Here is a 22981-nt window from a genome sequence, read left to right as displayed (position 1 = left end):
AGGCATGCGTAGATCCAACCGAGGTTTTACCCTGATCGAAATCATGATCGTGATTGCGATCATCGGCATCGTCATGACCATTGCCGCCCCGAGCTTCACCGAGTATCTGAAGAAGGGCCGGCGCAGCGAAATCGCCGGGGTGTTGTCGGAGCAGGCGCAGATCCTTGAACGGTTCTACACCAAGAGCAATGTCTACACTGGCGCCACAGGCCTGAGCGTCGGCAATGATTATTACACCATCACCCCGACGATCACTGACCAGACCTTCCTGCTGACCGCCGTGCGCAAGACCGGCTCGAGCATGGCCACCGACAAGTGCGGGGATTTCACCCTCACCAATACCGGCGTCCGGAACATGGTCAACGCCACAGCCGGTTTGACCGCCAAGGATTGCTGGGGGCGCTGAGTTTCCTTTCGGGCGCCTTTTGCGCCCTCTGTCTATTTAACGGTTGGATCTGAACATGACCAGGCAACAGCAAGTGGTGATTGTCGGCGGCGGCGTGATCGGGCTGCTGACGGCGTTCAATCTCGCGTCCGAAGTGCGCAGCGTGGTGCTGCTGGATCGCTCGAACGTCGGGCAGGAGTCTTCATGGGCGGGGGGCGGGATTGTTTCGCCGCTCTATCCGTGGCGCTACAACCCGGCGGTTACTGCGCTGGCGCATTGGTCCCAGGATTTTTATCCACAGCTTGGTGAGCGATTGTTCGCTGCGACCGGGGTCGATCCGGAGGTTCACACCACTGGCCTGTACTGGCTGGACCTGGATGACGAAGCTGAGGCGCTGGCGTGGGCCAAACGGGAAAGCCGTCCACTGCGGGCTGTGGATATCTCGGCGGCACACGATGCGGTGCCGGTGTTGGGAGCGGGGTTCTCGCGGGCGATCTACATGGCCGATGTGGCCAATGTGCGCAATCCGCGGCTGGTGAAGTCGCTGAAGGCTGCGTTGCTGGCGCTGCCAAATGTGACCATCCATGAGCAGTGCGAAGTCAGCGGGTTTATTCGTGAGGGCGATCAAATCGTTGGCGTGCAGACGTCGACGGGTGCCATTGAGGGTGATCAAGTGGTACTGACCGCCGGCGCCTGGAGTGGTGATTTACTCAAAGAGCTGGGCCTGGCGCTGCCGGTCGAACCGGTGAAAGGCCAGATGATTTTGTACAAGTGCGCGGCGGATTTTCTGCCGAGCATGGTGCTGGCCAAGGGGCGTTACGCGATTCCTCGCCGCGACGGGCACATTCTGATCGGCAGTACGCTGGAGCATGAAGGCTACGACAAGACGCCGACCGATTCAGCTTTGGAGAGCCTTAAGGCCTCGGCGGTGGAGTTGATTCCCGCGTTGGCGGATGCCGAAGTCGTCGGGCACTGGGCCGGATTGCGGCCGGGCTCGCCGGAAGGCATTCCTTACATCGGTCAGGTGCCCGGGTTTGAAGGGCTTTGGCTCAATTGCGGGCATTATCGCAACGGGCTGGTGCTGGCGCCGGCGTCGTGTCAGTTGTTTGTGGATGTGATGCTGGGGCGAGAGCCGATTATTGATCCTGCGCCCTATGCACCGGTCGGGCGGATCTAGTCGCTGGATCTCTGGCGCCTGTCATATTGCCTTCGCGAGCAAGCCCGCTCCCACATTGGATCTGTGAACGACGCAGGTCCAGTGTGGGAGCGGGCTTGCTCGCGAAGGGGCCCTCAATCCAGCCCGAGTTTTTTGAGCCTGTAACGCATCGACCTGAACGAAAGATTCAACCGTTGAGCCGCCGCCGTGCGGTTCCAGCGGGTTTCCTCCAACGCCTGGAGGATGACTTTGCGTTCAATGTTTTCCAGATAATCTTCCAGATTGTCGATCTGCGTCAGGTCCGGCACCCCGCCTTCCGCCGCACAATTTCCATCGGCCAGTCTTAAATCGCTGGCTTCAATCTGCTTGTTCTCGCACAAGGTGTGAGCCCGTTCGAGCACGTTCTCCAGTTCCCGCACATTGCCCGGAAACCGATAGCTTTTCAGCGCATCCAGTGCAAGCGCATGGAGTGTCGCGGGAGGTCGACCGCTGTCGGCCGCCAAGCGCTTGAGCACATGGCTGGCCAATGCCTCGATGTCGTCACGGCGTTCGCGCAAGGGCGGAACCCGAAGCTCAATGACGTTGAGTCGGTAATACAGATCCTGACGAAAACGCTCTGCGGCGATTTCGGCATCAAGGTCTTTGTGGGTGGCGCAGAGGATGCGCACATCGACCACCGTTTCCTGTTGCTCACCAATACTGCGCACGGCTTTTTCCTGAATCGCACGCAGCAGTTTGACCTGCATCGCCAACGGCAAATCCGCGACTTCGTCGAGGAACAGCGTACCGCCCTGTGCTGCCTGGAACAGCCCGCGCTTGTCTTCGACGGCGCCGCTGAAACTGCCTTTGCGATGCCCGAAGAACTCGCTTTCCATCAGCTCCGACGGAATCGCCCCACAGTTGACCGGGACGAAGGGGTGATGGGCTCGCGGTCCTTGCTCGTGTATCAGCCTGGCGACCAATTCCTTACCGCTGCCGGATTCGCCGCTGATGTACACGGGCGCCTGGCTGCGGGCGAGTTTGTCGATGTGTTTGCGCAGGTTGCGCATGGGCAGTGAGTTGCCCAGCAGCCGGCGATCAATCGCCGTAATGGCGTCGGCTGGAGCAGGCAGGCGCAGGGCGCTGGTGACCAGTTCCCGCAGGCGAGTGAGGTCGACCGGTTTGGTCAGGAAGTCGAAGGCGCCGGCCTTGAGCGCGGTAATGGCTGTTTCAAGGCTGCCGTAGGCGGTGATCATCGCCACCGGCACTTGTGCGTAACGCTGCTGGATGTGCTGCACCAGCTCAAGGCCGGTGCCGTCGGGCAGGCGCATGTCGGTCAGGCAAAGATCGAAGGTTTCCCGGGCCAGCAAGGCTTGGGCGTCGCCCAGGTTACGGGCACTGAAGGTATCGAGTTTCATCCGTCCCAGGGTGATTTCCAGGAGTTCGCGGATATCCGGTTCGTCGTCGACGATCAGGACTTTGGGCCGTGGGCTGATGTTCAACTTTGTTTCCGTCCGTGAGCAAAAGTGATGCGAAAGCAACCGCCGCCTTGGCGTGGTTTGAAGTCTAGGCGGGCCTGGTTGCTTTCGCACAGCTCACGGGACAGATAAAGCCCCAGGCCTGTGCCTTGGCTACTGGTGGTAAAAAACGGTTCGAACAAATGCCCCTGCTGGTCTGGCGCCACGCCGGGGCCGTTGTCCACAACCTCGAGAATCGGCAATTGGCTGTCGGCATCGACAAACAACTCGAGCCAGACCTGAGCCGTGTCGTGATTCAGGGCGCTGTGGCGCCAGGCATTACGCAACAAATTGTCCAGGACCTGGGTGAGCTGGTTCGGGTCCATCAAGGTGTTGAAGTCGCCGGAACCCACACGCAGGTGGATATGGTGGGCGTCGTTCGCGTTCTCACGGGTTTCAGCAACGAACTTTTCCAGCCACGGCTTCAGGTCCAGCCGTTGCGGGATGGTTTGCTGGCGACGGGACAGTTGCAGGACGTTTTCGATAACCCGATTCATTCGCTGAGAGTGGTCTTGAATAATCTGGGTCAGACGCCGATCCGCCCCGTTGAGTTCCTCAGATTCGCGCAGCAACTGCGCGGCATGACTAATGGCACCCAATGGATTGCGGATTTCATGGGCGATACCCGCCGTCAGTCGACCGAGGGCGGCGAGTTTAAGTTGCTGTGCCTGTTGAGCGACCTGAGCGATGTCTTCCAGGAAAACCAGGGTCTGAGGATTCGGGCTTTGGTCCAGGGCAATGAAGCTGGGTTGCAGCTCCAGGCCGCTGCCGGGGATTTTCAGGCTTTGCGGGCGCAAGGTCGGATTGTTGAGCCACAGCTGGAGACGTTCGACCAGCGTCGGGGAAAAATCGTCGATCAGCCGTCCGTCGAGTGCCTTGTGCCCCAGCAGGATCAATGCGCTGTGATTGGCCAGTTGCACTCGTCGCTGTTCGTCGAGCACCAGAATGCCCGTGCGCATGCGCTGCAGGATCAGTGCGTTGAGCGTTTCGAGCCCCATTACTTCGCTGGCCCGCTGTTCGGCGAGGTGTTCGCTGACTTCCAGGCGCCGGGTCAGGCCTTGCACGAGCAATGCCGCGGCAAAACACAGGGCGCCGAGCATGCCTGCTTGCAGGTAATCGTTGGGGCTGGCCGGATGGCTGAAGCTGAGAAGGAAACTCAAACCGACGATGCCCAGTGCGCCAACTGCGGCGATTAACAGGCCGACACGTCCACGCAGAAGGGTATTGCTGATGGCCACCGACACAATCAATAGATTGCCGATGGCGCTGGCCACGCCGCCAGCGGCGTAGAACAAACCGCAGAGCAGCAGGACATCGACCAGCGCCAGGCTGAACAGCTGCGTCGGCCGATGGGTGTTTTCCAGAAACACCACCAGCAGAATGTTCAGCACCAGGTACAGCCAGCTGCCATTGCGCAACAGGTCGTCATTGGCGAATGCCAGCAACTGGTTGTCCAGGTTGCTGGTCATCAACAGCACCAGGGTGATGCCGATACTTAAACGGTAGAGGTGATAGAGGCGCAGCAGTCGCTGAGCCTGTTTGCCGCCGGGACTGGAGGTCTCAGCGACCACTTGGGCCCGGGCCTTGCTCGAGGTGAGCCTGGCTGCAATACCACTGTTGTTGAAGGCTCAGCGCGCGGTCGCGGGGTAAGTGCACGCCGCAATGGGCGCAACGGACCATGGGCGCAGCCTCCAGCTCGGCGGAGGACCTTGGGGCGTTAGCCGCGCCCTTGAACTTGCGCCAGAACCATACTGCAGCGGCAATCAGGGCGATCCAGAACAGTAAACGGAGCATGGTGAGCTGCTTTATGACGAGTGATTCAGCAGTTTAGCCAAGGTCATGCCGAGCGCACAGCGTAATCATCACGCCCACAAAAAAGGAGCCTCGCAAGGCTCCTTTTTATACAACCAGAGGTGTCAGTCGAACACGCCAAAGGTCATGTAGCTGAACCACGAACGGTCGCTGTTGTTGCCTTCGGACTCGTGTTGCTCTTCCTCAACTGCATCGCCATTGCCATCTTTAGGCTTCAGCTCGCTCGGAATCGCGTCTTTGGCATCCTGGTACTGCTTCTGCACGTCCTGGTTGGCGCGGGTTTCGCCCGGCGGCAGCGGCGGACGGGATTCGATCAGGCCCAGGGTGGCCTTGCTCAACCACGAACGGTTGTCGGCTTCGGCAACCGAAGGCTGGAACTGACCGTCCACCAAGCTTGGGTGGTTCGGGTAGTTGAGCTTCAGGGTTTCGAGGCTGGTGGCTGCCAGTTCGTCCAGGTGCAGGCGCTGGTAGGCTTCGGTCATGACCGCCAGGCCGTCACCGACGGACGGGGTTTCCTGGAAGTTTTCCACCACGTAACGGCCACGGTTCGCGGCGGCGACATAGGCCTGACGGGTCAGGTAGTAGTCGGCAACGTGAATTTCGTAGGAGGCCAGCAGGTTGCGCAGGTAGATCATGCGCTGCTTGGCATCCGGCGAGTAGCGGCTGTTCGGGAAGCGGCTGGTCAGTTGGGCGAACTCGTTGTAGGAGTCGCGAGCGGCACCCGGGTCACGCTTGGTCATGTCCAGCGGCAGGAAGCGCGCCAGCAGGCCGACGTCCTGGTCGAAAGACGTCAAACCCTTCAGATAGTAGGCGTAATCCACGTTCGGATGCTGCGGGTGCAGGCGAATGAAACGCTCGGCAGCAGACTTGGCGGCTTCAGGCTCGGTGTTCTTGTAGTTGGCGTAGATGAGCTCGAGTTGAGCCTGATCAGCGTAGCGACCGAACGGATAGCGCGATTCCAGAGCCTTCAGCTTGGCAATAGCGCTGGTATAGCTACTATTGTCCAGATCGTTCTGAGCCTGCTGGTACAGCTCGACTTCGCTAAGGTTTTCGTCTACGACTTCCTTCGATGAGCAAGCAGCGGTCAATGCGAGGATGGCGATCAGCAGCAGGTGTTTCACTTGCATGGCGGCTTGCGTCCCTATGACGGCCGCTGTCTTGGGCGGGGCCGTCCTGTTATGATGAGCGCCCCGTTGAATAGCCTCGGGGCAAAAGACGCCGTATTTAACCACAAGCGCGCAGCCGAAACCAAAGGCTGTGCCGACGCCTAGTCTGAGCATGTCCGATAAAATTGAACTTCGCGCAGAGGTGCCGTCCGAATTGGGCGGCCAACGCCTCGATCAAGTCGCCGCACAATTATTCGCTGAGCACTCGCGCTCGCGCCTTTCCGCCTGGATCAAAGACGGCCGCCTGACTGTGGATGGGGCGGTTATCCGCCCGCGAGACATCGTTCACGGTGGCGCCATTCTTGAACTGACCGCCGAGCAGGAAGCTCAGGGCGAATGGATCGCTCAAGACATCGAACTGGACATCGTCTATGAAGACGACGACATCCTGGTGATCAACAAACCTGCGGGTCTGGTGGTGCATCCTGCTGCCGGCCACGCTGATGGCACCTTGCTCAACGCCTTGCTGCACCATGTGCCGGACATTATCAATGTGCCCCGCGCCGGTATCGTGCATCGCCTGGACAAGGACACCACCGGTCTGATGGTGGTGGCCAAGACCATTCAGGCGCAGACACAGCTTGTCACGCAATTGCAGAGCCGCAGCGTAAGCCGGATCTACGAATGTATCGTGATCGGCGTGGTGACGGCAGGCGGCAAGATCAATGCGCCTATCGGTCGTCACGGCCAGCAACGCCAGCGCATGGCGGTGATGGAAGGGGGCAAGCAAGCCGTCAGCCACTACCGCGTGCTCGAGCGTTTCCGCTCCCACACTCACGTGCGGGTGAAGCTGGAAACCGGTCGTACCCACCAGATTCGTGTACACATGGCCCACATCAACTACCCGTTGGTCGGAGACCCTGCCTATGGCGGTCGCTTCCGTATCCCGCCGGCAGCCAGTGTGACCATGGTCGAATCGTTGAAGGCGTTCCCGCGTCAGGCACTGCACGCGCGGTTCCTTGAGCTGGATCACCCGACCACCGGTAAACGCATGAGCTGGGAATCGCCACTGCCGGACGACTTCGTCTGGTTGCTGACCCTGCTCAAGCAAGACCGTGAGGCGTTCATCGGATGAGTGACTGGCTGATTCCCGACTGGCCTGCGCCTGCCGGGGTGAAAGCCTGTGTGACCACCCGTGCGGGCGGCGTCAGTCTGGCGCCGTTCGACAGCCTCAACCTCGGCGATCACGTCGACGACAGCCCCGAAGCTGTGGCCGAAAATCGCCGTCGTCTCACCGATCATTTCTCTATTCAACCGGCCTGGCTGCAACAGGTCCACGGAATTGCCGTGGCCCACGCGGACCCAAGCCTGGTAGCCACTGCCGATGCCAGCTGGACAGCCACGCCCGGTATTGCCTGCGCGGCGATGACGGCTGACTGTTTGCCAGCGCTGTTTTGTGACCGTGCCGGCACTCGTGTCGCGGCGGCCCATGCCGGTTGGCGCGGGCTGGCGGCGGGTGTGCTGGAAGCGACGCTCGACAGTCTGGACGTGCCGCCCACGGACGTACTGGTCTGGCTCGGCCCGGCCATTGGCCCCAACGCCTTTGAAGTCGGCCCGGAAGTGCGCGAAACCTTCATTAAGCAATTGCCTGAAGCCGCCAAGGCCTTTGTGCCGAGTGCCAATGCGGGCAAGTTCATGGCTGATATCTACGAGCTGGCGCGTTTGCGTCTGGCGGCTCGTGGTGTCACCGCTGTTTACGGTGGCGGTTTCTGCACCGTGACCGATCCGCGCTTCTTTTCTTACCGGCGCAGTCCCAAAACCGGTCGGTTTGCCTCCTTGATCTGGCTCGAACGCTAGACTTTCCTGATCTGCATCAACCTTGTGACGCTTGAAACTCCCAGAATCGACCACATCTAATGAGGTATCTGGCAGGTTTCTTCATTCAGGATGTTTTATCGGTCCGGCCTGCTCAAAAGGAAGGTGACCCATGCGTATAGATCGTTTAACCAGCAAATTGCAGTTAGCACTGTCCGACGCCCAATCCCTGGCTGTCGGCCTCGACCATTCCGGCATCGAGCCGGCGCACTTGATGCAGGCCATGCTCGAACAGCAGGGTGGTTCGATCAAACCCCTGCTGATGCAGGTCGGTTTCGACGTCAACAGCCTGCGTAAAGAGCTGACCAAAGAGCTCGACCAGCTGCCGAAAATCCAGAACCCGACCGGCGACGTGAACATGTCGCAGGACCTGGCGCGCCTGCTCAATCAGGCTGATCGCCTGGCCCAGCAGAAGGGCGACCAGTTCATCTCCAGCGAACTCGTGCTGCTCGCCGCCATGGACGAGAACAGCAAGCTCGGCAAGTTGTTGCTGGGGCAGGGCGTGAGCAAGAAAGCCCTGGAAAACGCGATCAATAACCTGCGGGGTGGCGAAGCGGTCAACGATGCCAACCACGAGGAGTCGCGCCAGGCGCTGGATAAATACACGGTCGACCTGACCAAGCGTGCCGAAGAAGGCAAGCTCGATCCGGTGATCGGCCGTGACGACGAAATTCGCCGGACCATTCAGGTCCTGCAACGCCGTACCAAGAACAACCCGGTGCTGATCGGTGAGCCAGGCGTGGGTAAAACCGCCATCGCCGAAGGCCTGGCCCAGCGCATCATCAACGGCGAAGTGCCGGACGGCCTGAAAGGCAAACGCCTGCTGTCCCTCGACATGGGGGCGTTGATTGCCGGTGCCAAGTACCGCGGTGAGTTTGAGGAACGCCTGAAATCGCTGCTCAATGAGCTGTCGAAGCAGGAAGGGCAGATCATCCTGTTCATCGACGAACTGCACACCATGGTCGGCGCCGGTAAAGGCGAAGGCTCGATGGATGCGGGCAATATGCTCAAGCCTGCGCTGGCGCGCGGCGAGCTGCATTGCGTCGGCGCGACCACGCTCAACGAGTACCGCCAATATATAGAGAAGGACGCAGCCCTCGAGCGGCGCTTCCAGAAAGTCCTGGTGGACGAGCCGAGTGAAGAGGACACCATCGCGATTCTGCGTGGCCTCAAAGAGCGTTACGAGGTTCACCACAAGGTGGCGATCACCGACGGCGCGATCATCGCCGCGGCCAAACTCAGCCATCGTTACATCACTGACCGGCAGTTGCCGGACAAGGCCATCGACCTGATCGACGAAGCGGCCAGCCGCATCCGCATGGAGATCGACTCCAAGCCGGAAGTGCTCGACCGTCTGGAGCGTCGCCTGATTCAGTTGAAGGTGGAATCTCAGGCACTGAAGAAAGAAAGCGATGAAGCGGCGATCAAACGCCTGGAGAAACTCCAGGAGGAAATCGTCCGCCTCGAGCGTGAGTACTCGGACCTCGAAGAAATCTGGAACGCGGAAAAAGCCGAAGTCCAGGGTTCTGCGCAGATCCAGCAGAAAATTGAACAGTCTCGTCAGGAGCTGGAAGCCGCGCGCCGTAAAGGTGACTTGAACCGCATGGCCGAGCTGCAATACGGGGTGATCCCGGACCTGGAGCGCAGCCTGCAAATGGTCGATCAGCACGGTAAAAGCGAAAACCAGTTGCTGCGCAGCAAAGTGACCGAGGAAGAAATCGCTGAAGTCGTGTCGAAGTGGACCGGCATCCCCGTGTCGAAAATGCTCGAAGGCGAGCGCGACAAACTGATGAAGATGGAAAGCCTGCTGCACCAGCGTGTGATCGGCCAGGATGAAGCGGTGATCGCGGTCTCCAACGCGGTGCGGCGTTCGCGGGCAGGGTTGTCCGACCCGAATCGCCCGAGCGGTTCGTTCATGTTCCTCGGCCCGACCGGTGTCGGTAAAACCGAGCTATGCAAGGCGCTGGCCGAATTCCTCTTTGATACTGAAGAGGCCATGGTGCGGATCGACATGTCCGAGTTCATGGAGAAACATTCCGTGGCCCGACTGATCGGTGCGCCACCAGGCTACGTGGGCTATGAAGAGGGCGGTTACCTGACCGAGGCTGTGCGTCGCAAGCCTTACTCGGTGATCCTCCTGGACGAGGTCGAGAAGGCCCACCCGGATGTGTTCAACATCTTGCTGCAAGTGCTGGAAGATGGCCGCTTGACCGACAGCCATGGCCGCACAGTGGATTTCAAGAACACTGTGATTGTCATGACGTCCAACCTGGGCTCGGTGCAGATCCAGGAACTGGTCGGTGATCGTGAGGCACAGCGCGCGGCGGTGATGGATGCGATTTCCACCCACTTCCGGCCGGAGTTCATCAACCGGGTCGACGAAGTGGTGATCTTCGAGCCATTGGCGCGGGATCAGATCGCGGGCATTACCGAGATCCAGTTGGGTCGCCTGCGCAGTCGCCTGACCGAGCGTGAGCTGAAACTGGAGCTGAGCCCTGAGGCCATGGATAAGCTGATCGCGGTGGGTTACGACCCGGTGTACGGCGCACGTCCGCTCAAACGAGCGATTCAGCGCTGGATCGAGAACCCGCTGGCTCAGTTGATTCTGTCGGGGCGTTTCTTGCCCGGCGATACAGCCCAAGGTGTGGTGGAAAACGACGAAATCGTATTCGTCTGACCCATCCAGGCAACAAAACCGACGAGGCCTCGGATTGCGAGGCCTTTTTTTCGCCAGGCTGTTGAACTCTAAGGAAAAGGCTTGTAAAGTGCGCCCCGCAGTCAGTTACCCGCCAGGGTTTCCGCTCCCCAAGCAGGAATCCAAAATAAGTTGCAAATCATTAACTTGAAAGCAATTTAGGGGGTTGACAGAGGTGCTGAAGATTGTAGAATAGCGCGCCTCAGACACACGAACGCAGCGATGCGAACGGGTCGAAGAGAACGCAAAAAGCTTCACCGTTGTAAATTGAAATATGTAGTTCCGTGATAGCTCAGTCGGTAGAGCAAATGACTGTTAATCATTGGGTCCCAGGTTCGAGTCCTGGTCACGGAGCCAATTTCAAACCGGGGTATAGCGCAGTCCGGTAGCGCGCCTGCTTTGGGAGCAGGATGTCAGGAGTTCGAATCCCCTTACCCCGACCATTTTTGGGTCGTTAGCTCAGTTGGTAGAGCAGTTGGCTTTTAACCAATTGGTCGTAGGTTCGAATCCCACACGACCCACCATTTTTGAAACCAGTTAACGCTGGGATCAGATCTTAAGATCAGAGGCCAAAAGCCCTGATCGAAGAAGGCGACTTGTAAAGGTCGCCTTTTTTTTACCGGGGTATAGCGCAGTCCGGTAGCGCGCCTGCTTTGGGAGCAGGATGTCAGGAGTTCGAATCCCCTTACCCCGACCATATTAAAAATCCTCGTATCGAAAGATACGGGGATTTTTTTTGTCTGCCGTTTTTTTGCCTGCCGCTTTTTATCTACCGGAAATGCGATTCCCTTCAAGTCATCGTACAACTTGCCGATAGCGAAGCGACGGGGTTCTGCCGACACACGCCCCTTATCCAGGCCATTACAAAAAAGGGCGTTCGTTATGTTGCTTCGTCAGTTGAATATTGCTCCTCGGGCGGCCTTGGGGTTTGCCCTGATCGCCGTGTTGGTCGCCTTGCTCGGCGTGTTTGCGCTGGGGCAGATGTCGAGCATTCGCGACAGTGAGGTGGCGGTGGAGAAGCAATGGCTGCCGAGCATCCGCGGTGGCGACGAGATCCGCGAGATCATGCTGCGCATCCGTACCATTTCCCTGCGGATGGCCCTGGATCAGGACCCCAAGAACATCCCCCAGTACCGCAGCCAGATGGATACTCGCGACAAGGAACTCAGCGACAGGATCGCCGCGTACGACAAGCTGGTAAACACCGCCGAAGGCAAGGCGTTGTATGACCAGTTCAAAACCACCTTCGCGGCTTACCGTTCCGGTATTGCCCAATCGTTTTCCCTGGCAGAACAAGGTCGCCGTGACGAACTGACCAAACTGCTGCTGATCGACATGAAAACCGTGGTCGATGGCTCCGGTAAACAACTCACTGACCTGGCGGACCTGTTCGCCAAGCAAGTCGCCGCTGAAAGCGAGAAGTCCGCTGCGCATTACGACACGTCGCGAATGATCGTCAGCCTGTTCATCGCGTTGGCGGCGCTGGCCACCGTCGGCCTGGCCATGTTGCTGACCCGCAGCATCGTCAAACCCTTGAGCGAGGCGTTGCAGGCTGCGGAAAACGTGGCCCGTGGCGACCTCACGCGTCCGATCGAAACCCATGGCAACGACGAAGTCAGCCGCTTGCTCAAGGCGCTGGCGACCATGCAGCAGAATCTGCGCGAAACCTTGCAAGGTATCAGCGGCTCGGCGGCGCAACTGGCCATGGCGGCGGATGAGTTGAACGCGGTTACCCTCGACAGCACACAAAATCTGCAGCAACAGAACAACGAAATCGAACAAGCCGCCACCGCCGTCAACGAGATGACCACGGCGGTGGAGGAAGTTGCTCGCAATGCCGTGTCGACGTCCGACGCTACGCGACAATCCAGCGAATCCGCCCACGCCGGTCAGGAGCGCGTCAGCGAAACGGTCACGGCCATCGGGGTGCTGGCCAGTGATGTGCAGGTGACGGGTGGCCTGGTGCAATCCCTGGCCAACCAGTCGCAGGACATTGGCAAAGTGCTGGATGTGATTCGCGCGATTGCCGAGCAGACCAATCTGCTGGCGCTCAACGCCGCCATTGAAGCGGCGCGCGCCGGGGAAAGCGGTCGGGGGTTTGCAGTGGTGGCCGATGAAGTTCGCGCACTGGCTTATCGCACGCAGCAATCGACCCAGGAAATCGAACAGATGGTGCAGGGCATGCGCAGCGGCTCGACCCAGGCGCTGGATTCGATGCAAGCGAGCTCAACTCGCGCAGCAACGACTCTGGCCCTGGCCGAGCGCGCGGGCGAAGCGCTGCAGACCATCACTGACTCGGTTCACCAGATCCATGAACGCAATCTGGTGATCGCCAGCGCGGCTGAAGAACAAGCCCAAGTGGCGCGTGAGGTCGACCGTAACTTGGTGAACATCCGCGACCTGTCGGTGCGTTCCGCTGCCGGGGCGAATCAGACCAGCGCCTCCAGCCATGAACTTTCACGCCTGGCGAATTCGTTGAGCACCATGGTGCAGCGCTTCCAGGTGTAAATTCGCCAGACGAAAAATAGCCCCGCTTCTCGGTGGAGAAAGCGGGGCGTGGTGCTCAGAGGCTTAGGCGCCGTCTTGGTCTTTCAGGTGCTCGAACAGACCTTTTGGCATTTTCTTGCCGTTGGCTTCGTAGTTGGCTTTCACGTTATCGAACGCTTCTTGCTCGTCGATGAAGCCATCATGGTTGGTGTCGATCTTGTCGAAGTTGGACTTCGGAGCGACAGCCTGGAATTCCGCGCGGGAGACCTTGCCGTCGCCATCAGTGTCGGTTTTGGCCATCGACGCATCGCCACACTTGCCTTCGCCACATTTGCCCTCAGGGGTTTTCACCACCTGTTCAGCCGAGGCCAGCAGATAGCCTTGGGTCAGGGGCTGCGAAGCGAAGACAGAGCCGGTCAACATCATGCCACCAGCCAAAACAGCGCCAAGCAGACCGATAGTGTTTTTGGTAGTACGGGACATTTCAATTCTCCTGGGTTGCACGACACAACCACTTGATAAAGGGTTGCCACGTAAGTGCGGCGACAACCGAAGCGGGCGGGGTGCCTTGCTCGGGTGTGGCCATTTAGCGGGATGGGTGTATCGCTACTGTGTCGCGCAAGGGGGAGTTTGTAAGCGAAGGGGCGAAAACGCGGGGGGAGATACAGTGAGACACAGATCTTCAGGGCAATGAATAACAAATGTGGGAGCGGGCTTGCTCGCGAAAGCGGAGTGCCAGGCAACATTCATGTCGACTGACACTCCCTGTTCGCGAGCAAGCCCGCTCCCACACTAGACCGAGTTAGTGCAGTTTTAGTCGCGGCTCAGTCCCGCGCCCGATTTTGCTGCCCAGCATCAGCATCGCCGTACGAAACGCCCCATACAGCGCCATCTGGTGCATGCGGTACAGCGACACGTAAAACATCCGCGCCAACCAGCCTTCCAGCATCACGCTGCCCGTCAGGTTGCCCATCAAGTTACCCACAGCCGAAAAACGCGACAGCGAGATCAGCGAGCCGTAATCGGTGTACTTGTATTCCGGCAACGCTTTGCCCTCGATCCGCAGCTTCAGCGACTTGGCCAGTAACGACGCCTGCTGATGCGCCGCCTGAGCGCGCGGCGGTACATTTCGATCAGTACCCGGTTGCGGGCAGGCCGCGCAATCGCCGAACGCGAAGATATTTTCGTCGCGGGTGGTTTGCAGGGTCGGCAGCACTTGCAGCTGGTTGATGCGGTTGGTTTCCAGGCCGTCGATGTCCTTTAGGAAGCCCGGTGCACGAATCCCGGCGGCCCAGACTTTCAGGCTCGCGTTGATCACTTGGCCATCGGCGGTGATCAGGCTGTCGGCTGTCACTTCACTGACCGCCGCATTGGTCATGACGTTGACCCCGAGTTTCTCCAGGGTTTTATGCACAGGCCCGCCGATGCGTTCCGGCAACGCCGGCAATACCCGAGGCCCGGCTTCGATCAGAGTGATGTGCATGTTTTCCGGTTTGATCCGGTCCAGGCCATAAGCCGCCAGTTCATGCGCCGCGTTGTGCAGCTCGGCAGCGAGTTCAACACCAGTGGCACCGGCGCCGACGATGGCCACGCTGATCTGTTCGACCTTGTCGGTCTGCCCGGCATGGGCTCGCAGGTAATGGTTCAGGAGTTGCTGGTGGAAGCGCTCGGCCTGTTTGCGGGTGTCGAGGAACAGGCAATGTTGCGCCGCGCCCTGGGTGCCGAAATCGTTGGTGGTGCTGCCGACCGAGATCACCAGCGAGTCGTAGCCCACTTCACGGGCGGGCACCAGTTCCAGGCCGGCTTCGTCGTAAGTGGCGGCCAGCTGGATTTTTTTCTGCGTGCGATCGAGCCCGCTCATGCGCCCCAGCTGGAACTCGAAGTGGTTCCATTTGGCTTGGGCAACATAGTTGAGTTCGTCTTCGGAAGAGTTCAGCGACCCGGCCGCCACTTCGTGCAACAGCGGTTTCCAGATGTGGGTCAGGTTCGCGTCGACCAGCATCACACTGGCCGTGCCACGCTTGCCCAGAGTCTTACCCAGACGGGTAGCCAACTCCAGACCGCCGGCGCCGCCGCCAACGATGACAATACGATGAGTCATGGGGATATCTCGCAAGGCTAAAAGAAATCGGTGCAGTCAACCGAGCGAGCGCGATGCTGCTCATAGCGTCAGGTAACTGATAAATCGGCTTAACAGGCCCAGGCCTATGGTCACTGCCAGCACCACCACCAGGAGCATCCACGGCCGGAAAGGTCGGCGCTCGACTTGGTGCTGGGACAAGTGCAGGTACTCTTCGACATGCTTTTGGTCGTCGGGGTTCAGGCGGCTGGTCATAAAGGCCTCGTCAGTAGACGTTGCTGAATGTGTAGAAGCTACAGGCGGATTTAACGCACGTTGAACGGAGCATAGCCGCTGTCCGGGATGGGCTCGACGCTCACCGTGTCGTCCAGTCGAATGATTCCACTTTGTATCACCCGCGCGGTGATTCCGCCATGGCCACGCACGGCCTGAAACGTCCCGGGACCAAGGTTGTTTTGCAGGCGTGCGCAAGGCTGGCACCAGCCGGTGGTTTCGAAAATCGCCTGACCGATCCGGAAACGCCGGCCCTTGAGGCTGAACAGGTTGATACCGCTGATAACGAGGTTGCGCCGCAAATCATTAGGTAAGACCGGTTGATCGTCCGGGCGGCCCATCAGCGAACTGATAACGGCCAAGTGTTCCCATTGAATCAATGTCACCTGCCGTGCATTACGCACCCCGGGACGGGCTCGATCGCCAGTCAAACCGGCCTCGAGTCGCGCTTCCACGGCCTCCAGTTCGATCATCGGGACGTGAGGTTCGGGGCGCACGCCGATCCAGCGTACGCGGCCGGTTTGCGGGATGTGTGCGATCAATTCCTGCAATGGGCTCACAGGCTGATCCCGACGTCAAAGACGATGCTGCGCCCCAGGTTGCTGCGCAGGAAATCCGGTGCATCCGGGTGCGCGAACAGCACCCGGGCGAACGTCGGGCCGACCAGCGACAACGAACGCCAGCCTTGGCGCAGGTATTCGGTGGGCGGCGGAAAATGGCTGTTGAGGTCCAGCACTTCGCGCTTGAGGCTGGCGAAGGCAATGATGTCGAGCTCCCCCAGGTCCATGCCGCGTTCTTTGTAGTTGTGCGCTTTTTTGCGCAAGGTCGGCGCCAGTCGCAGCAAAAACTCATTGGCGGGGATGCGTTTGGGTTTGGCTTCGCGTCGCACCAACTGGCTCAGGGAAAACGCGCTGCGCCGACGTTGCAGTTCGTCGCGCCATTCGTCGTTCAGTCGCCGGCCCTCATCGAGCACGAAGAACACTTCGAAATTCGCCTCGCGAAACAACACGTCCGGCGGCTCGCCGGCCGGGGCGAACTCGTCGGCGCGGTAGGGAATGTTCAGGCCTTGCAGCAGGCGCTGGCACACCCAACGCTCACGCTCCCATTTGCGGGCATTGGAGAGGAACGCGTTGGCTTGCTCGGCCGCAATGGTCAGCAGGCGTAAATAATCTGAGTCATCCATAGGCCCAAGCTTAGCGTTCAAATGCGACAAGCAGAAAGCTTTGCATCGGGTAGAGAGACTTTTGTGCCGGTGTAGACTGCTGGACACAGAGCCGGTATCACACAAGGAGTCTGCGGTGGAGTTCAAGGGGTTGCCCACATGATTGGCGCAGAGTTGCTGTCACCCGAAACGCTGACGGTCGGCTGGCTGATCTATGTGCCCGTATTGCTGTGGGCGATCTGGCGTGCGCCGTGGGTCGAGCTGTTCACCGACAGCCGGCGCCAGCATTTGCTGTTCGGCACGGTATTCGCGCTGTTCATGCTGTGGCTGGTACGGCGGGATTTCGATACCGGCGTGTCATATCACTTCATCGGCATGACCGCTGTCACCTTGTTGCTGGACTGGCCGCTGGCAATCATCGGCGGCTTGATAGCGCAGCTCGGACTGGTGCTGCTCGGACGCCAGGACCTGGTCGCCGTGGGGGTCAACGGGGCGCTGCTGATTTTGCTGCCGGTGCTGGTCACCGAGTGCATCGCTATCCTGGTGGAGCGGGCGCAACCGCGTAATCCCTTTGTGTATATCTTCTGTTCCGGTTTTTTTGCGGCAGCGCTGTCGGCGTTGTTGTGTCTGCTTCTGGCGCTGTGGGTGCTGTGGTTCGACGAAATTTTTGTCATGCCGTATTGGCTGGAAGATTTTGTCGGTTATCTGTGGCTGCTGATTTTTCCGGAGGCGTTCATCAACGGCATGATCGTCAGCGCGCTGGTGGTGTTTTGCCCTGAATGGCTGGAGACGTTCAACCGCACACGCTACCTGTCGGCCCCTTGGAAAGACGACGATCCGAAGTCTTGATCCACATCAAATCGACTAAACGCCGGCGAACTCATGCTCGACCAAACCTTGAGGAGCATCGACATGAGTGTGTACGAGTGGGCAACACAGCAGCTGCGTCAGAGTCTGGATGGGGCGCAGGAAGTGGGGTTTGATCCGGGTTTGAGCCTGCGCGCCTTGCTCAGCGCAGTGGTGCAACAAAGCAAGGCGGTGCGCAGTATCGAAGACCTGGCTGACGAGTTGCGCTTTCTCGCGGAAAACCTCGATGACGACCAGGACTACGGTTTTATGCGGCCCTGAACCTCAGTGGCGCGGTTCGAAGTCTTCGCTGAACAGTTCATCCTCGGCGTCCGGGCTGACCGGAATCTTGTGTTCTTCCGATGCCCAGGCGCCCAGGTCGATCAGTTTGCAGCGATCCGAGCAGAAAGGCCGGAAAGTGTTATCGGCACTCCATTCAACAGGCGCGCCACAGGTAGGGCATTGGACGGTTGGGGTCTGGCTCATGACTGGCCTCCACGCAAAGTAAGGTAAAAGTGATGCAGGCGTTCGACCTCGCTGTGCAGCCAGGCGAGGTCGCGGTCGTTGACCACCACATCGTCGGCATGGCTCACGCGGTCCTCGCGGCTGGACTGGGCCTTGAGGATCGCCTGGACCTGTTGCTCGCTGGTCTGGTCACGCTGCAAGGTGCGTTCGATCTGTAACTGTTCCGGGGCATCGATCACCAGCACCCGTTGGGTCATGGTGTACTGCCCGGACTCGATCAGCAGTGGCGAAACCAGAATCGCGTAGGGCGATTGTGCCTTGGCCAGATTGTGTGCGATTTCTTCACCGATCAACGGATGCAGCAGGCCTTCGAGCCACAGGCGTTCTTCCGGCACTTCAAAAATCAATTTGCGCAATGCGGCACGGTCCAGTTGTCCGTCAGCTTGCAACACGTCGGGGCCGAAGTGTTCGGCGATGGCGGCCAGCGCCGGGCGACCCGGTTCGACCACCCAGCGCGCCGCATGATCAGCGTCGACGACATGGATACCGAGATCGATGAAGTGTTGGGCCGCCGCGCTTTTGCCGCTGCCGATGCCGCCGGTCAGGCCGAGAATCCAGGGTTGTTCCACAGGGGTATTCATTTCAAACCGACAGACTGCCAATAGAAGTCGGTTATTTGACCACCCCAGAGCAAGGCAATCCAGCCGGCAATTGCCAGATAGGGGCCGAAGGGGATTGGCGATGAGGTTTTCGCGTCGCGCAGACGCAACAAAATTACCCCGAGAATGGCGCCTACCAGCGATGACAGCAGGATCGTCAGCGGCAAAACCTGCCAGCCGCCCCAGGCACCGAGCATGGCCAATAATTTGAAGTCACCGTGGCCGATCCCGTCTTTTCCGGTGATCAGCTTGAACAGCCAGTACACCGACCACAACGCCATATACCCGGCCACCGCCCCCCACAACGCTTCATGCAGTGACACGAAAACCCCGAAGCTGTTGACGATCAGCCCCAACCACAGCAGCGGCAATACCAATACGTCCGGCAGCAGTTGGTGCTCGGCGTCGATCAAACTCATCGCCAGCAAACCCCAGGTCAGCAACAGCACCATGCCGGCCTGCCAGCCGAAACCGAAATGCCACGCGATAAACGCCGAGAGCACACCGCAAGCCAGCTCAGTCAGCGGATAGCGCTTGCTGATCGGTGCCGCGCAGTTCGAGCATCGACCGCGTAAAAACAGGTAACTGAGCACCGGGATGTTTTCCCACGCGCGTATTCGATGGTCGCAGTGCGGGCAGTGGGAGTGGGGCAGCATCAAGTTGTAGGTCGGGCCCGGCACTTCGGGAGGCACGCCCAGCACGTCATGGGCTTGCAGCCGCCATTCGCGCTGGAGCATTTTCGGCAGGCGCCAGACCACCACATTGAGAAAACTGCCCACCACCAGACCCACCGCCAAGGCGATGACCACGAAGAACGCCGGGTAAACCGTGAGGATTTCAGTCAATGGCATGTCAGATCGCTGAGCCGAGTTGGAAGATGGGCAAGTACATCGCAACCACAAGGCCTCCGACGATAACACCGAGCACGACCATGATGAATGGCTCCATCAGGCTGGTGAGGTTATCGACCATGTTGTCCACTTCGTCTTCGTAGAAACTCGCGACCTTGTCGAGCATGTCGTCCAGCGCACCGGACTCTTCGCCAATGGCGGTCATCTGAATTGCCATGTTGGGAAAGATGCCGGACGTGCGCATGGAAAAATTCAGCTGCATGCCGGTCGAGACATCCTGCTTGATGCGCAGCACCGCGCGCTTGAACACGATATTGCCGGTGGCGCCGGCCACTGAATCCAGCGCTTCGACCAGTGGCACGCCGGCGGCGAAGGTGGTCGACAGCGTGCGGGCATAGCGGGCCACGGCAGACTTGTACATCAGCGTGCCAATCAGCGGCAGTTTCAACAGCCAGGTGTCGAGCCAGTCGCGAAACCCCGGGGATTTCCTGAAGGCGTGACGAACGCCGAAAATGCCCGCGAACAGTCCGCCGAGCATCGCCCACCACCACTGCTGCATGAATTCCGACAGGCCGATGACCATCACCGTAAAAGCCGGCAGTTCGGCACCAAAGCCCTTGAACACTGACTCGAACTGCGGCACGACCTTGACCAGCAGAATCCCGGTGACAATGATCGCGACGAAGACCACGGCCAGCGGGTAGGTCATGGCTTTCTTGATCTTGGCTTTGAGGCTTTCGCTCTTTTCCTTGTAGGTCGCGACCCGCTCCAACAAGGTATCGAGGGCACCGGCTTGCTCGCCGGCGTCCACCAGGTTGCAGTAGAGCTCATCGAAATATTGCGGCTTCTTGCGCAGGGACGCGGCGAAGCTGTTACCCGCCGCCACTTCCTGTTTCACCTCGTCTACCAGCTTGCGCATAGCCGGGTTATCGAAGCCTTCGCCGATGATGTCGAACGACTGCAGAAGCGGCACTCCGGCTTTCATCATGGTCGCCATCTGCCGGGTGAACAGGGCAATGTCCTGGGCCTTGATGCGTTTGCCGAAATTGAAAATCGACGCGGACTTCTTGCGCACCTTGCCGGGGTTGATGCCTTGCTTGCGCAGTTGGGCCTTGATCAACGCCGGGTTCTGACCGCTCAACTCGCCGGTCATTTTCGTGCCTTTCCTGTCTGTGCCTTCCCAGGCATAGACGCTGATTTTTGCTGCTTTGACCGCCATGTTCAGTCCTTGGTGACCCGGTTGATTTCTTCAAGACTGGTGACGCCGTGCATAGCCTTGATCAGGCCCGAGGTGCGCAAGTCGTTGAAACCGTCCTTGCGCATCTGGCTGTCGATTTCCAGCGAGTTGCCTTCGGCCATGATCAGCCGTTGCAAATCCTTGGTGTTCTTCACCACTTCATAAATCCCGACTCGCCCTTTGTAGCCGCCGTTGCACTGATCGCAACCGACCGGTTCATAGATCGTGAACGAGCCGATGCGTTCCTCGGGGAAGCCTTCCTTGAGCAGCGTTTCTCGGGGGATCTCGATGGGGCGCTTGCAGTGGCTGCACAATTTGCGCGCCAGCCGCTGGGCGATGATCAGGGTGACCGAGGTGGCGATGTTGAAGCCCTGAATGCCCATGTTGTGCAAACGGGTCAGGGTTTCGGCGGCGCTGTTGGTGTGTAGGGTGGATAGCACGAGGTGCCCGGTCTGCGCGGCTTTGATGGCAATTTCGGCGGTTTCGAGGTCGCGGATTTCGCCGACCATGATCACGTCCGGGTCCTGGCGCAGGAACGAACGCAGCGCCTGGGCGAAATCCAGTCCTTGCTTGGGATTGACGTTGACCTGGTTGATGCCTTCCATGTTGATCTCCACCGGGTCTTCGGCGGTGGAAATGTTGATGTCCACGGTGTTGAGGATATTCAGGCCGGTGTAGAGCGATACGGTCTTGCCCGAACCGGTGGGGCCGGTGACCAGGATCATCCCCTGTGGCTGCTTCAGGGCAGCCATGTACAGGTCTTTCTGGTCGGGCTCGTAGCCGAGCGCGTCGATGCCCATTTGCGCGCTGGCTGGGTCGAGGATCCGGATCACCACTTTCTCGCCCCACAGGGTCGGCAGGGTGTTGACTCGAAAGTCGATGGACTTGCTTTTGGACAGACGCATCTTGATCCGCCCGTCCTGAGGTTTGCGCCGCTCGGAGATGTCCAGGCTGGCCATGACTTTCAGCCGCGCCGCAATGCGGCTGGCCAACTGGATGGGGGGCTTGGCCACTTCGCGCAGCATGCCGTCGGTGCGCATCCGCACCCGGTAAGTTTTTTCATAGGGCTCGAAATGCAGATCGGACGAGCCACTCTTGATCGCGTCGAGCAGCATTTTGTGGACAAACCGCACCACGGGCGCGTCATCGGCGTCTTGCCCGGCGATGGAATCCTGATTTCTGTCATCACCTGACTCGATGTCGACACCGTCAAGATCGACATCGGCCATTTCTTCCAGGCCGGTGGAGTGACTGTCGAAGAATTTCTCGATGGCATCGCTGAGCTTGTCGTCCTCTACGAGGATGGCTTCGGTGTTCAGCCCGGTGCTGAACTGGATGTCGTTGATGGCTTGGTGATTAGTCGGGTCGGAAACACCCACGAACAGTTTGTTGCCGCGTCGCCAGAGGGGCAGGGCGTGGTGCTGACGAATCAACTTCTCGCTGACAAGCCCTTTGGGTTGGGTCTCCTTGTCCAGGCAATTGAGGTCAAGCAGCGCCATGCCGAAATGCTCGGAGGCAATCTCGGCCAGTTCACGGCTCTTCGCCAGTTTGTTCTGTACCAGGTAGCTGACCAACGAGATCCGATTGCGTTGAGCTTGCTGAGACGCTTGTTGCGCAGTTTTGTCAGTAATCAGTTCAGCCAGGACCAATTGCTTGGCCAGACCGCTAAGGGCGATGTCATTCATTGGGATACCGGACACAGACAGTTCATGACTTATAGCCTAGTCAAGGACCCGAGCCCAACCAGCCGTGTTGAGGTGACAAAAAGTGTCAGATAGTGCGGTTGCTGGGTGTAGGAAAGATCTTTTGATTGACGCGGCGCCCCGCCAGCAGGGGCTGTAGCGCTTGGCACGGGCTGTGCTGGAGCTCTTTCAGATCATGAGATTCCGACTCATGCATGGAGCTTGTCTATGAAGACTCAGAAAGGTTTTACCCTGATCGAACTGCTTATCGTGGTGGCGATCATCGGGATTCTGGCGACGTTTGCGTTGCCGGCGTACTCCAAATATCAGGCAAAGGCCAAGGTAACGGCCGGGATCGCGGAGGCCTCCGCGCTTAAAGTGCCCTTTGAAGACGTTATTAATGCCGGTTCGGCCAATCCGGATATCACTAGCGTCAATGCTGGCGTGACGGCAACTCAGAACTGCACGATGGGCGCATCGGGCACAGTGGCTGACGGAAAGGGAACGATTACCTGCAAATTGATCAATGCGCCTGCGCCAGTGCTCGGTCAGACTATTACGCTGACCCGCAGCGCAACGACCGGTTGGTCGTGTGCGTTCTCTGGTTCGAAAGACTACACAACGACAAGTTGCCCAGGTGTTTGACAGAGCAATTTATTGATCAAATACCCCGCCTCGCGGGGTATTTTTTTGTTTGGCGGTCATAGAAAACCT

The 22981-nt window shown here is 59.2% G+C and carries 23 protein-coding genes, 4 tRNA genes and 1 pseudogene; 14 read left to right on the top strand and 14 right to left on the bottom strand.

The window, feature by feature from the left end; all coding sequences use genetic code 11:
• Nucleotides 1-4: 4 nt before the first annotated feature.
• Nucleotides 5-406, top strand: coding sequence for a type IV pilin protein (locus EAH78_RS22025; RefSeq protein WP_140669418.1), 402 nt, complete (start codon nt 5-7; stop codon nt 404-406).
• 55 nt (nt 407-461) lie between these two features.
• On the top strand, nt 462-1562 hold the full coding sequence (gene thiO, locus EAH78_RS22020; protein ID WP_140669417.1) for a glycine oxidase ThiO: 1101 nt from the start codon (nt 462-464) through the stop codon (nt 1560-1562).
• A gap of 113 nt (nt 1563-1675) precedes the next feature.
• Here thiO and EAH78_RS22015 read toward each other — a convergent pair whose 3' ends face one another.
• The 4 genes from EAH78_RS22015 to EAH78_RS22000 all read right to left on the bottom strand — a co-directional run bounded on the left by EAH78_RS22015 (nt 1676) and on the right by EAH78_RS22000 (nt 5976).
• Complete coding sequence (locus EAH78_RS22015; protein ID WP_140669416.1) at nt 1676-3022, bottom strand: sigma-54-dependent transcriptional regulator; 1347 nt, start codon at nt 3020-3022, stop codon at nt 1676-1678.
• Entirely contained in the window at nt 3019-4608 is a 1590-nt protein-coding gene (locus tag EAH78_RS22010; protein WP_140669415.1) for a sensor histidine kinase, read from the bottom strand. The genes EAH78_RS22015 and EAH78_RS22010 overlap by 4 nt, the downstream gene beginning before the upstream one ends.
• Entirely contained in the window at nt 4598-4831 is a 234-nt protein-coding gene (locus tag EAH78_RS22005; protein ID WP_027924182.1) for a PP0621 family protein, read from the bottom strand. Before EAH78_RS22005 ends, EAH78_RS22010 begins: the two co-directional genes overlap by 11 nt.
• A 122-nt stretch (nt 4832-4953) precedes the next feature.
• Nucleotides 4954-5976: an outer membrane protein assembly factor BamD gene (locus EAH78_RS22000; RefSeq protein WP_123433526.1), complete on the bottom strand. Its 1023-nt coding sequence runs from the start codon at nt 5974-5976 to the stop codon at nt 4954-4956.
• A 151-nt stretch (nt 5977-6127) separates the two neighbouring features.
• Between EAH78_RS22000 and rluD the strand changes: the two genes are divergently transcribed.
• The 9 genes and pseudogenes from rluD (at nt 6128) to EAH78_RS33425 (ending at nt 13033) form a co-directional block, all read left to right on the top strand.
• The gene (gene rluD / locus EAH78_RS21995; protein ID WP_007942311.1) at nt 6128-7090 is read left to right on the top strand and encodes a 23S rRNA pseudouridine(1911/1915/1917) synthase RluD; all 963 of its coding nucleotides are present in this window, start codon (nt 6128-6130) and stop codon (nt 7088-7090) included.
• Nucleotides 7087-7812 (top strand): peptidoglycan editing factor PgeF, encoded by a 726-nt coding sequence (pgeF, locus tag EAH78_RS21990; RefSeq protein ID WP_140669414.1) that lies wholly within the window; start codon nt 7087-7089, stop codon nt 7810-7812. The genes rluD and pgeF overlap by 4 nt, the downstream gene beginning before the upstream one ends.
• A gap of 130 nt (nt 7813-7942) precedes the next feature.
• Nucleotides 7943-10507: an ATP-dependent chaperone ClpB gene (clpB, locus tag EAH78_RS21985; protein WP_140669413.1), complete on the top strand. Its 2565-nt coding sequence runs from the start codon at nt 7943-7945 to the stop codon at nt 10505-10507.
• 299 nt (nt 10508-10806) lie between these two features.
• Nucleotides 10807-10882 (top strand) — tRNA-Asn (locus EAH78_RS21980).
• Between the two features lie 9 nt (nt 10883-10891).
• Nucleotides 10892-10968: transfer RNA gene (locus EAH78_RS21975), tRNA-Pro, on the top strand.
• Between the two features lie 5 nt (nt 10969-10973).
• A tRNA-Lys gene (locus tag EAH78_RS21970) sits at nt 10974-11049 on the top strand.
• Between the two features lie 96 nt (nt 11050-11145).
• Nucleotides 11146-11222, top strand: a tRNA-Pro gene (locus tag EAH78_RS21965).
• Nucleotides 11223-11407: 185 nt separating this feature from the next.
• Nucleotides 11408-12178: pseudogene (locus EAH78_RS33430) on the top strand (MCP four helix bundle domain-containing protein); the annotation flags it as partial.
• Nucleotides 12170-13033, top strand: a complete 864-nt coding sequence (locus tag EAH78_RS33425; RefSeq protein ID WP_430539947.1) for a methyl-accepting chemotaxis protein — start codon at nt 12170-12172, stop codon at nt 13031-13033. The pseudogene EAH78_RS33430 and the gene EAH78_RS33425, both read left to right, overlap by 9 nt.
• Nucleotides 13034-13096: 63 nt before the next feature.
• On the opposite strand, the gene EAH78_RS21955 is transcribed toward EAH78_RS33425, so the two are convergent.
• The 5 genes from EAH78_RS21955 to EAH78_RS21935 all read right to left on the bottom strand — a co-directional run bounded on the left by EAH78_RS21955 (nt 13097) and on the right by EAH78_RS21935 (nt 16548).
• Nucleotides 13097-13495 carry an HvfA family oxazolone/thioamide-modified RiPP metallophore gene (locus tag EAH78_RS21955; RefSeq protein WP_027924177.1) on the bottom strand — a complete coding sequence of 133 codons (399 nt, stop codon included), beginning with the start codon at nt 13493-13495 and terminating at the stop codon, nt 13097-13099.
• Nucleotides 13496-13814: 319 nt separating this feature from the next.
• Nucleotides 13815-15113 carry an NAD(P)/FAD-dependent oxidoreductase gene (locus EAH78_RS21950; protein ID WP_140669411.1) on the bottom strand — a complete coding sequence of 433 codons (1299 nt, stop codon included), beginning with the start codon at nt 15111-15113 and terminating at the stop codon, nt 13815-13817.
• 60 nt (nt 15114-15173) lie between these two features.
• Nucleotides 15174-15347: a DUF3094 domain-containing protein gene (locus tag EAH78_RS21945; RefSeq protein ID WP_032833555.1), complete on the bottom strand. Its 174-nt coding sequence runs from the start codon at nt 15345-15347 to the stop codon at nt 15174-15176.
• A 50-nt stretch (nt 15348-15397) separates the two neighbouring features.
• Nucleotides 15398-15925 carry an MOSC domain-containing protein gene (locus EAH78_RS21940; protein ID WP_140669410.1) on the bottom strand — a complete coding sequence of 176 codons (528 nt, stop codon included), beginning with the start codon at nt 15923-15925 and terminating at the stop codon, nt 15398-15400.
• Nucleotides 15922-16548: a DUF1780 domain-containing protein gene (locus EAH78_RS21935; RefSeq protein ID WP_007942303.1), complete on the bottom strand. Its 627-nt coding sequence runs from the start codon at nt 16546-16548 to the stop codon at nt 15922-15924. The genes EAH78_RS21940 and EAH78_RS21935 overlap by 4 nt, the downstream gene beginning before the upstream one ends.
• Nucleotides 16549-16686: 138 nt before the next feature.
• Here EAH78_RS21935 and EAH78_RS21930 point away from each other — a divergent pair, with 138 nt between their 5' ends.
• A complete protein-coding gene (locus EAH78_RS21930; RefSeq protein ID WP_140669409.1) occupies nt 16687-17376 on the top strand; it encodes an energy-coupling factor ABC transporter permease in 690 nt (229 codons plus the stop codon).
• A 63-nt stretch (nt 17377-17439) separates the two neighbouring features.
• A complete protein-coding gene (locus tag EAH78_RS21925) occupies nt 17440-17655 on the top strand; it encodes a hypothetical protein (protein WP_140669408.1) in 216 nt (71 codons plus the stop codon).
• A 3-nt stretch (nt 17656-17658) separates the two neighbouring features.
• Here EAH78_RS21925 and yacG read toward each other — a convergent pair whose 3' ends face one another.
• The 5 genes from yacG to pilB are packed head-to-tail and all read right to left on the bottom strand — an operon-like array spanning nt 17659 to nt 22270.
• Complete coding sequence (yacG, locus tag EAH78_RS21920) at nt 17659-17859, bottom strand: DNA gyrase inhibitor YacG (RefSeq protein ID WP_140669407.1); 201 nt, start codon at nt 17857-17859, stop codon at nt 17659-17661.
• On the bottom strand, nt 17856-18479 hold the full coding sequence (coaE, locus tag EAH78_RS21915; protein ID WP_140669406.1) for a dephospho-CoA kinase: 624 nt from the start codon (nt 18477-18479) through the stop codon (nt 17856-17858). The genes yacG and coaE overlap by 4 nt, the downstream gene beginning before the upstream one ends.
• Nucleotides 18476-19348 carry a prepilin peptidase gene (locus tag EAH78_RS21910; protein WP_140669405.1) on the bottom strand — a complete coding sequence of 291 codons (873 nt, stop codon included), beginning with the start codon at nt 19346-19348 and terminating at the stop codon, nt 18476-18478. Before EAH78_RS21910 ends, coaE begins: the two co-directional genes overlap by 4 nt.
• Before the next feature lies 1 nt (nt 19349).
• Nucleotides 19350-20567 carry a type II secretion system F family protein gene (locus tag EAH78_RS21905; RefSeq protein WP_140669404.1) on the bottom strand — a complete coding sequence of 406 codons (1218 nt, stop codon included), beginning with the start codon at nt 20565-20567 and terminating at the stop codon, nt 19350-19352.
• Between the two features lie 2 nt (nt 20568-20569).
• On the bottom strand, nt 20570-22270 hold the full coding sequence (gene pilB / locus EAH78_RS21900; RefSeq protein ID WP_140669403.1) for a type IV-A pilus assembly ATPase PilB: 1701 nt from the start codon (nt 22268-22270) through the stop codon (nt 20570-20572).
• Between the two features lie 225 nt (nt 22271-22495).
• Between pilB and EAH78_RS21895 the strand changes: the two genes are divergently transcribed.
• On the top strand, nt 22496-22912 hold the full coding sequence (locus tag EAH78_RS21895) for a pilin (RefSeq protein WP_140669402.1): 417 nt from the start codon (nt 22496-22498) through the stop codon (nt 22910-22912).
• Nucleotides 22913-22981 lie beyond the last annotated feature (69 nt).

It is taken from the genome of Pseudomonas arsenicoxydans (genome assembly GCF_006438915.1).
Taxonomy (GTDB): Bacteria; Pseudomonadota; Gammaproteobacteria; order Pseudomonadales; family Pseudomonadaceae; genus Aquipseudomonas; species Aquipseudomonas arsenicoxydans_A.
This window is presented reverse-complemented; position numbering and strand designations above follow the sequence as displayed.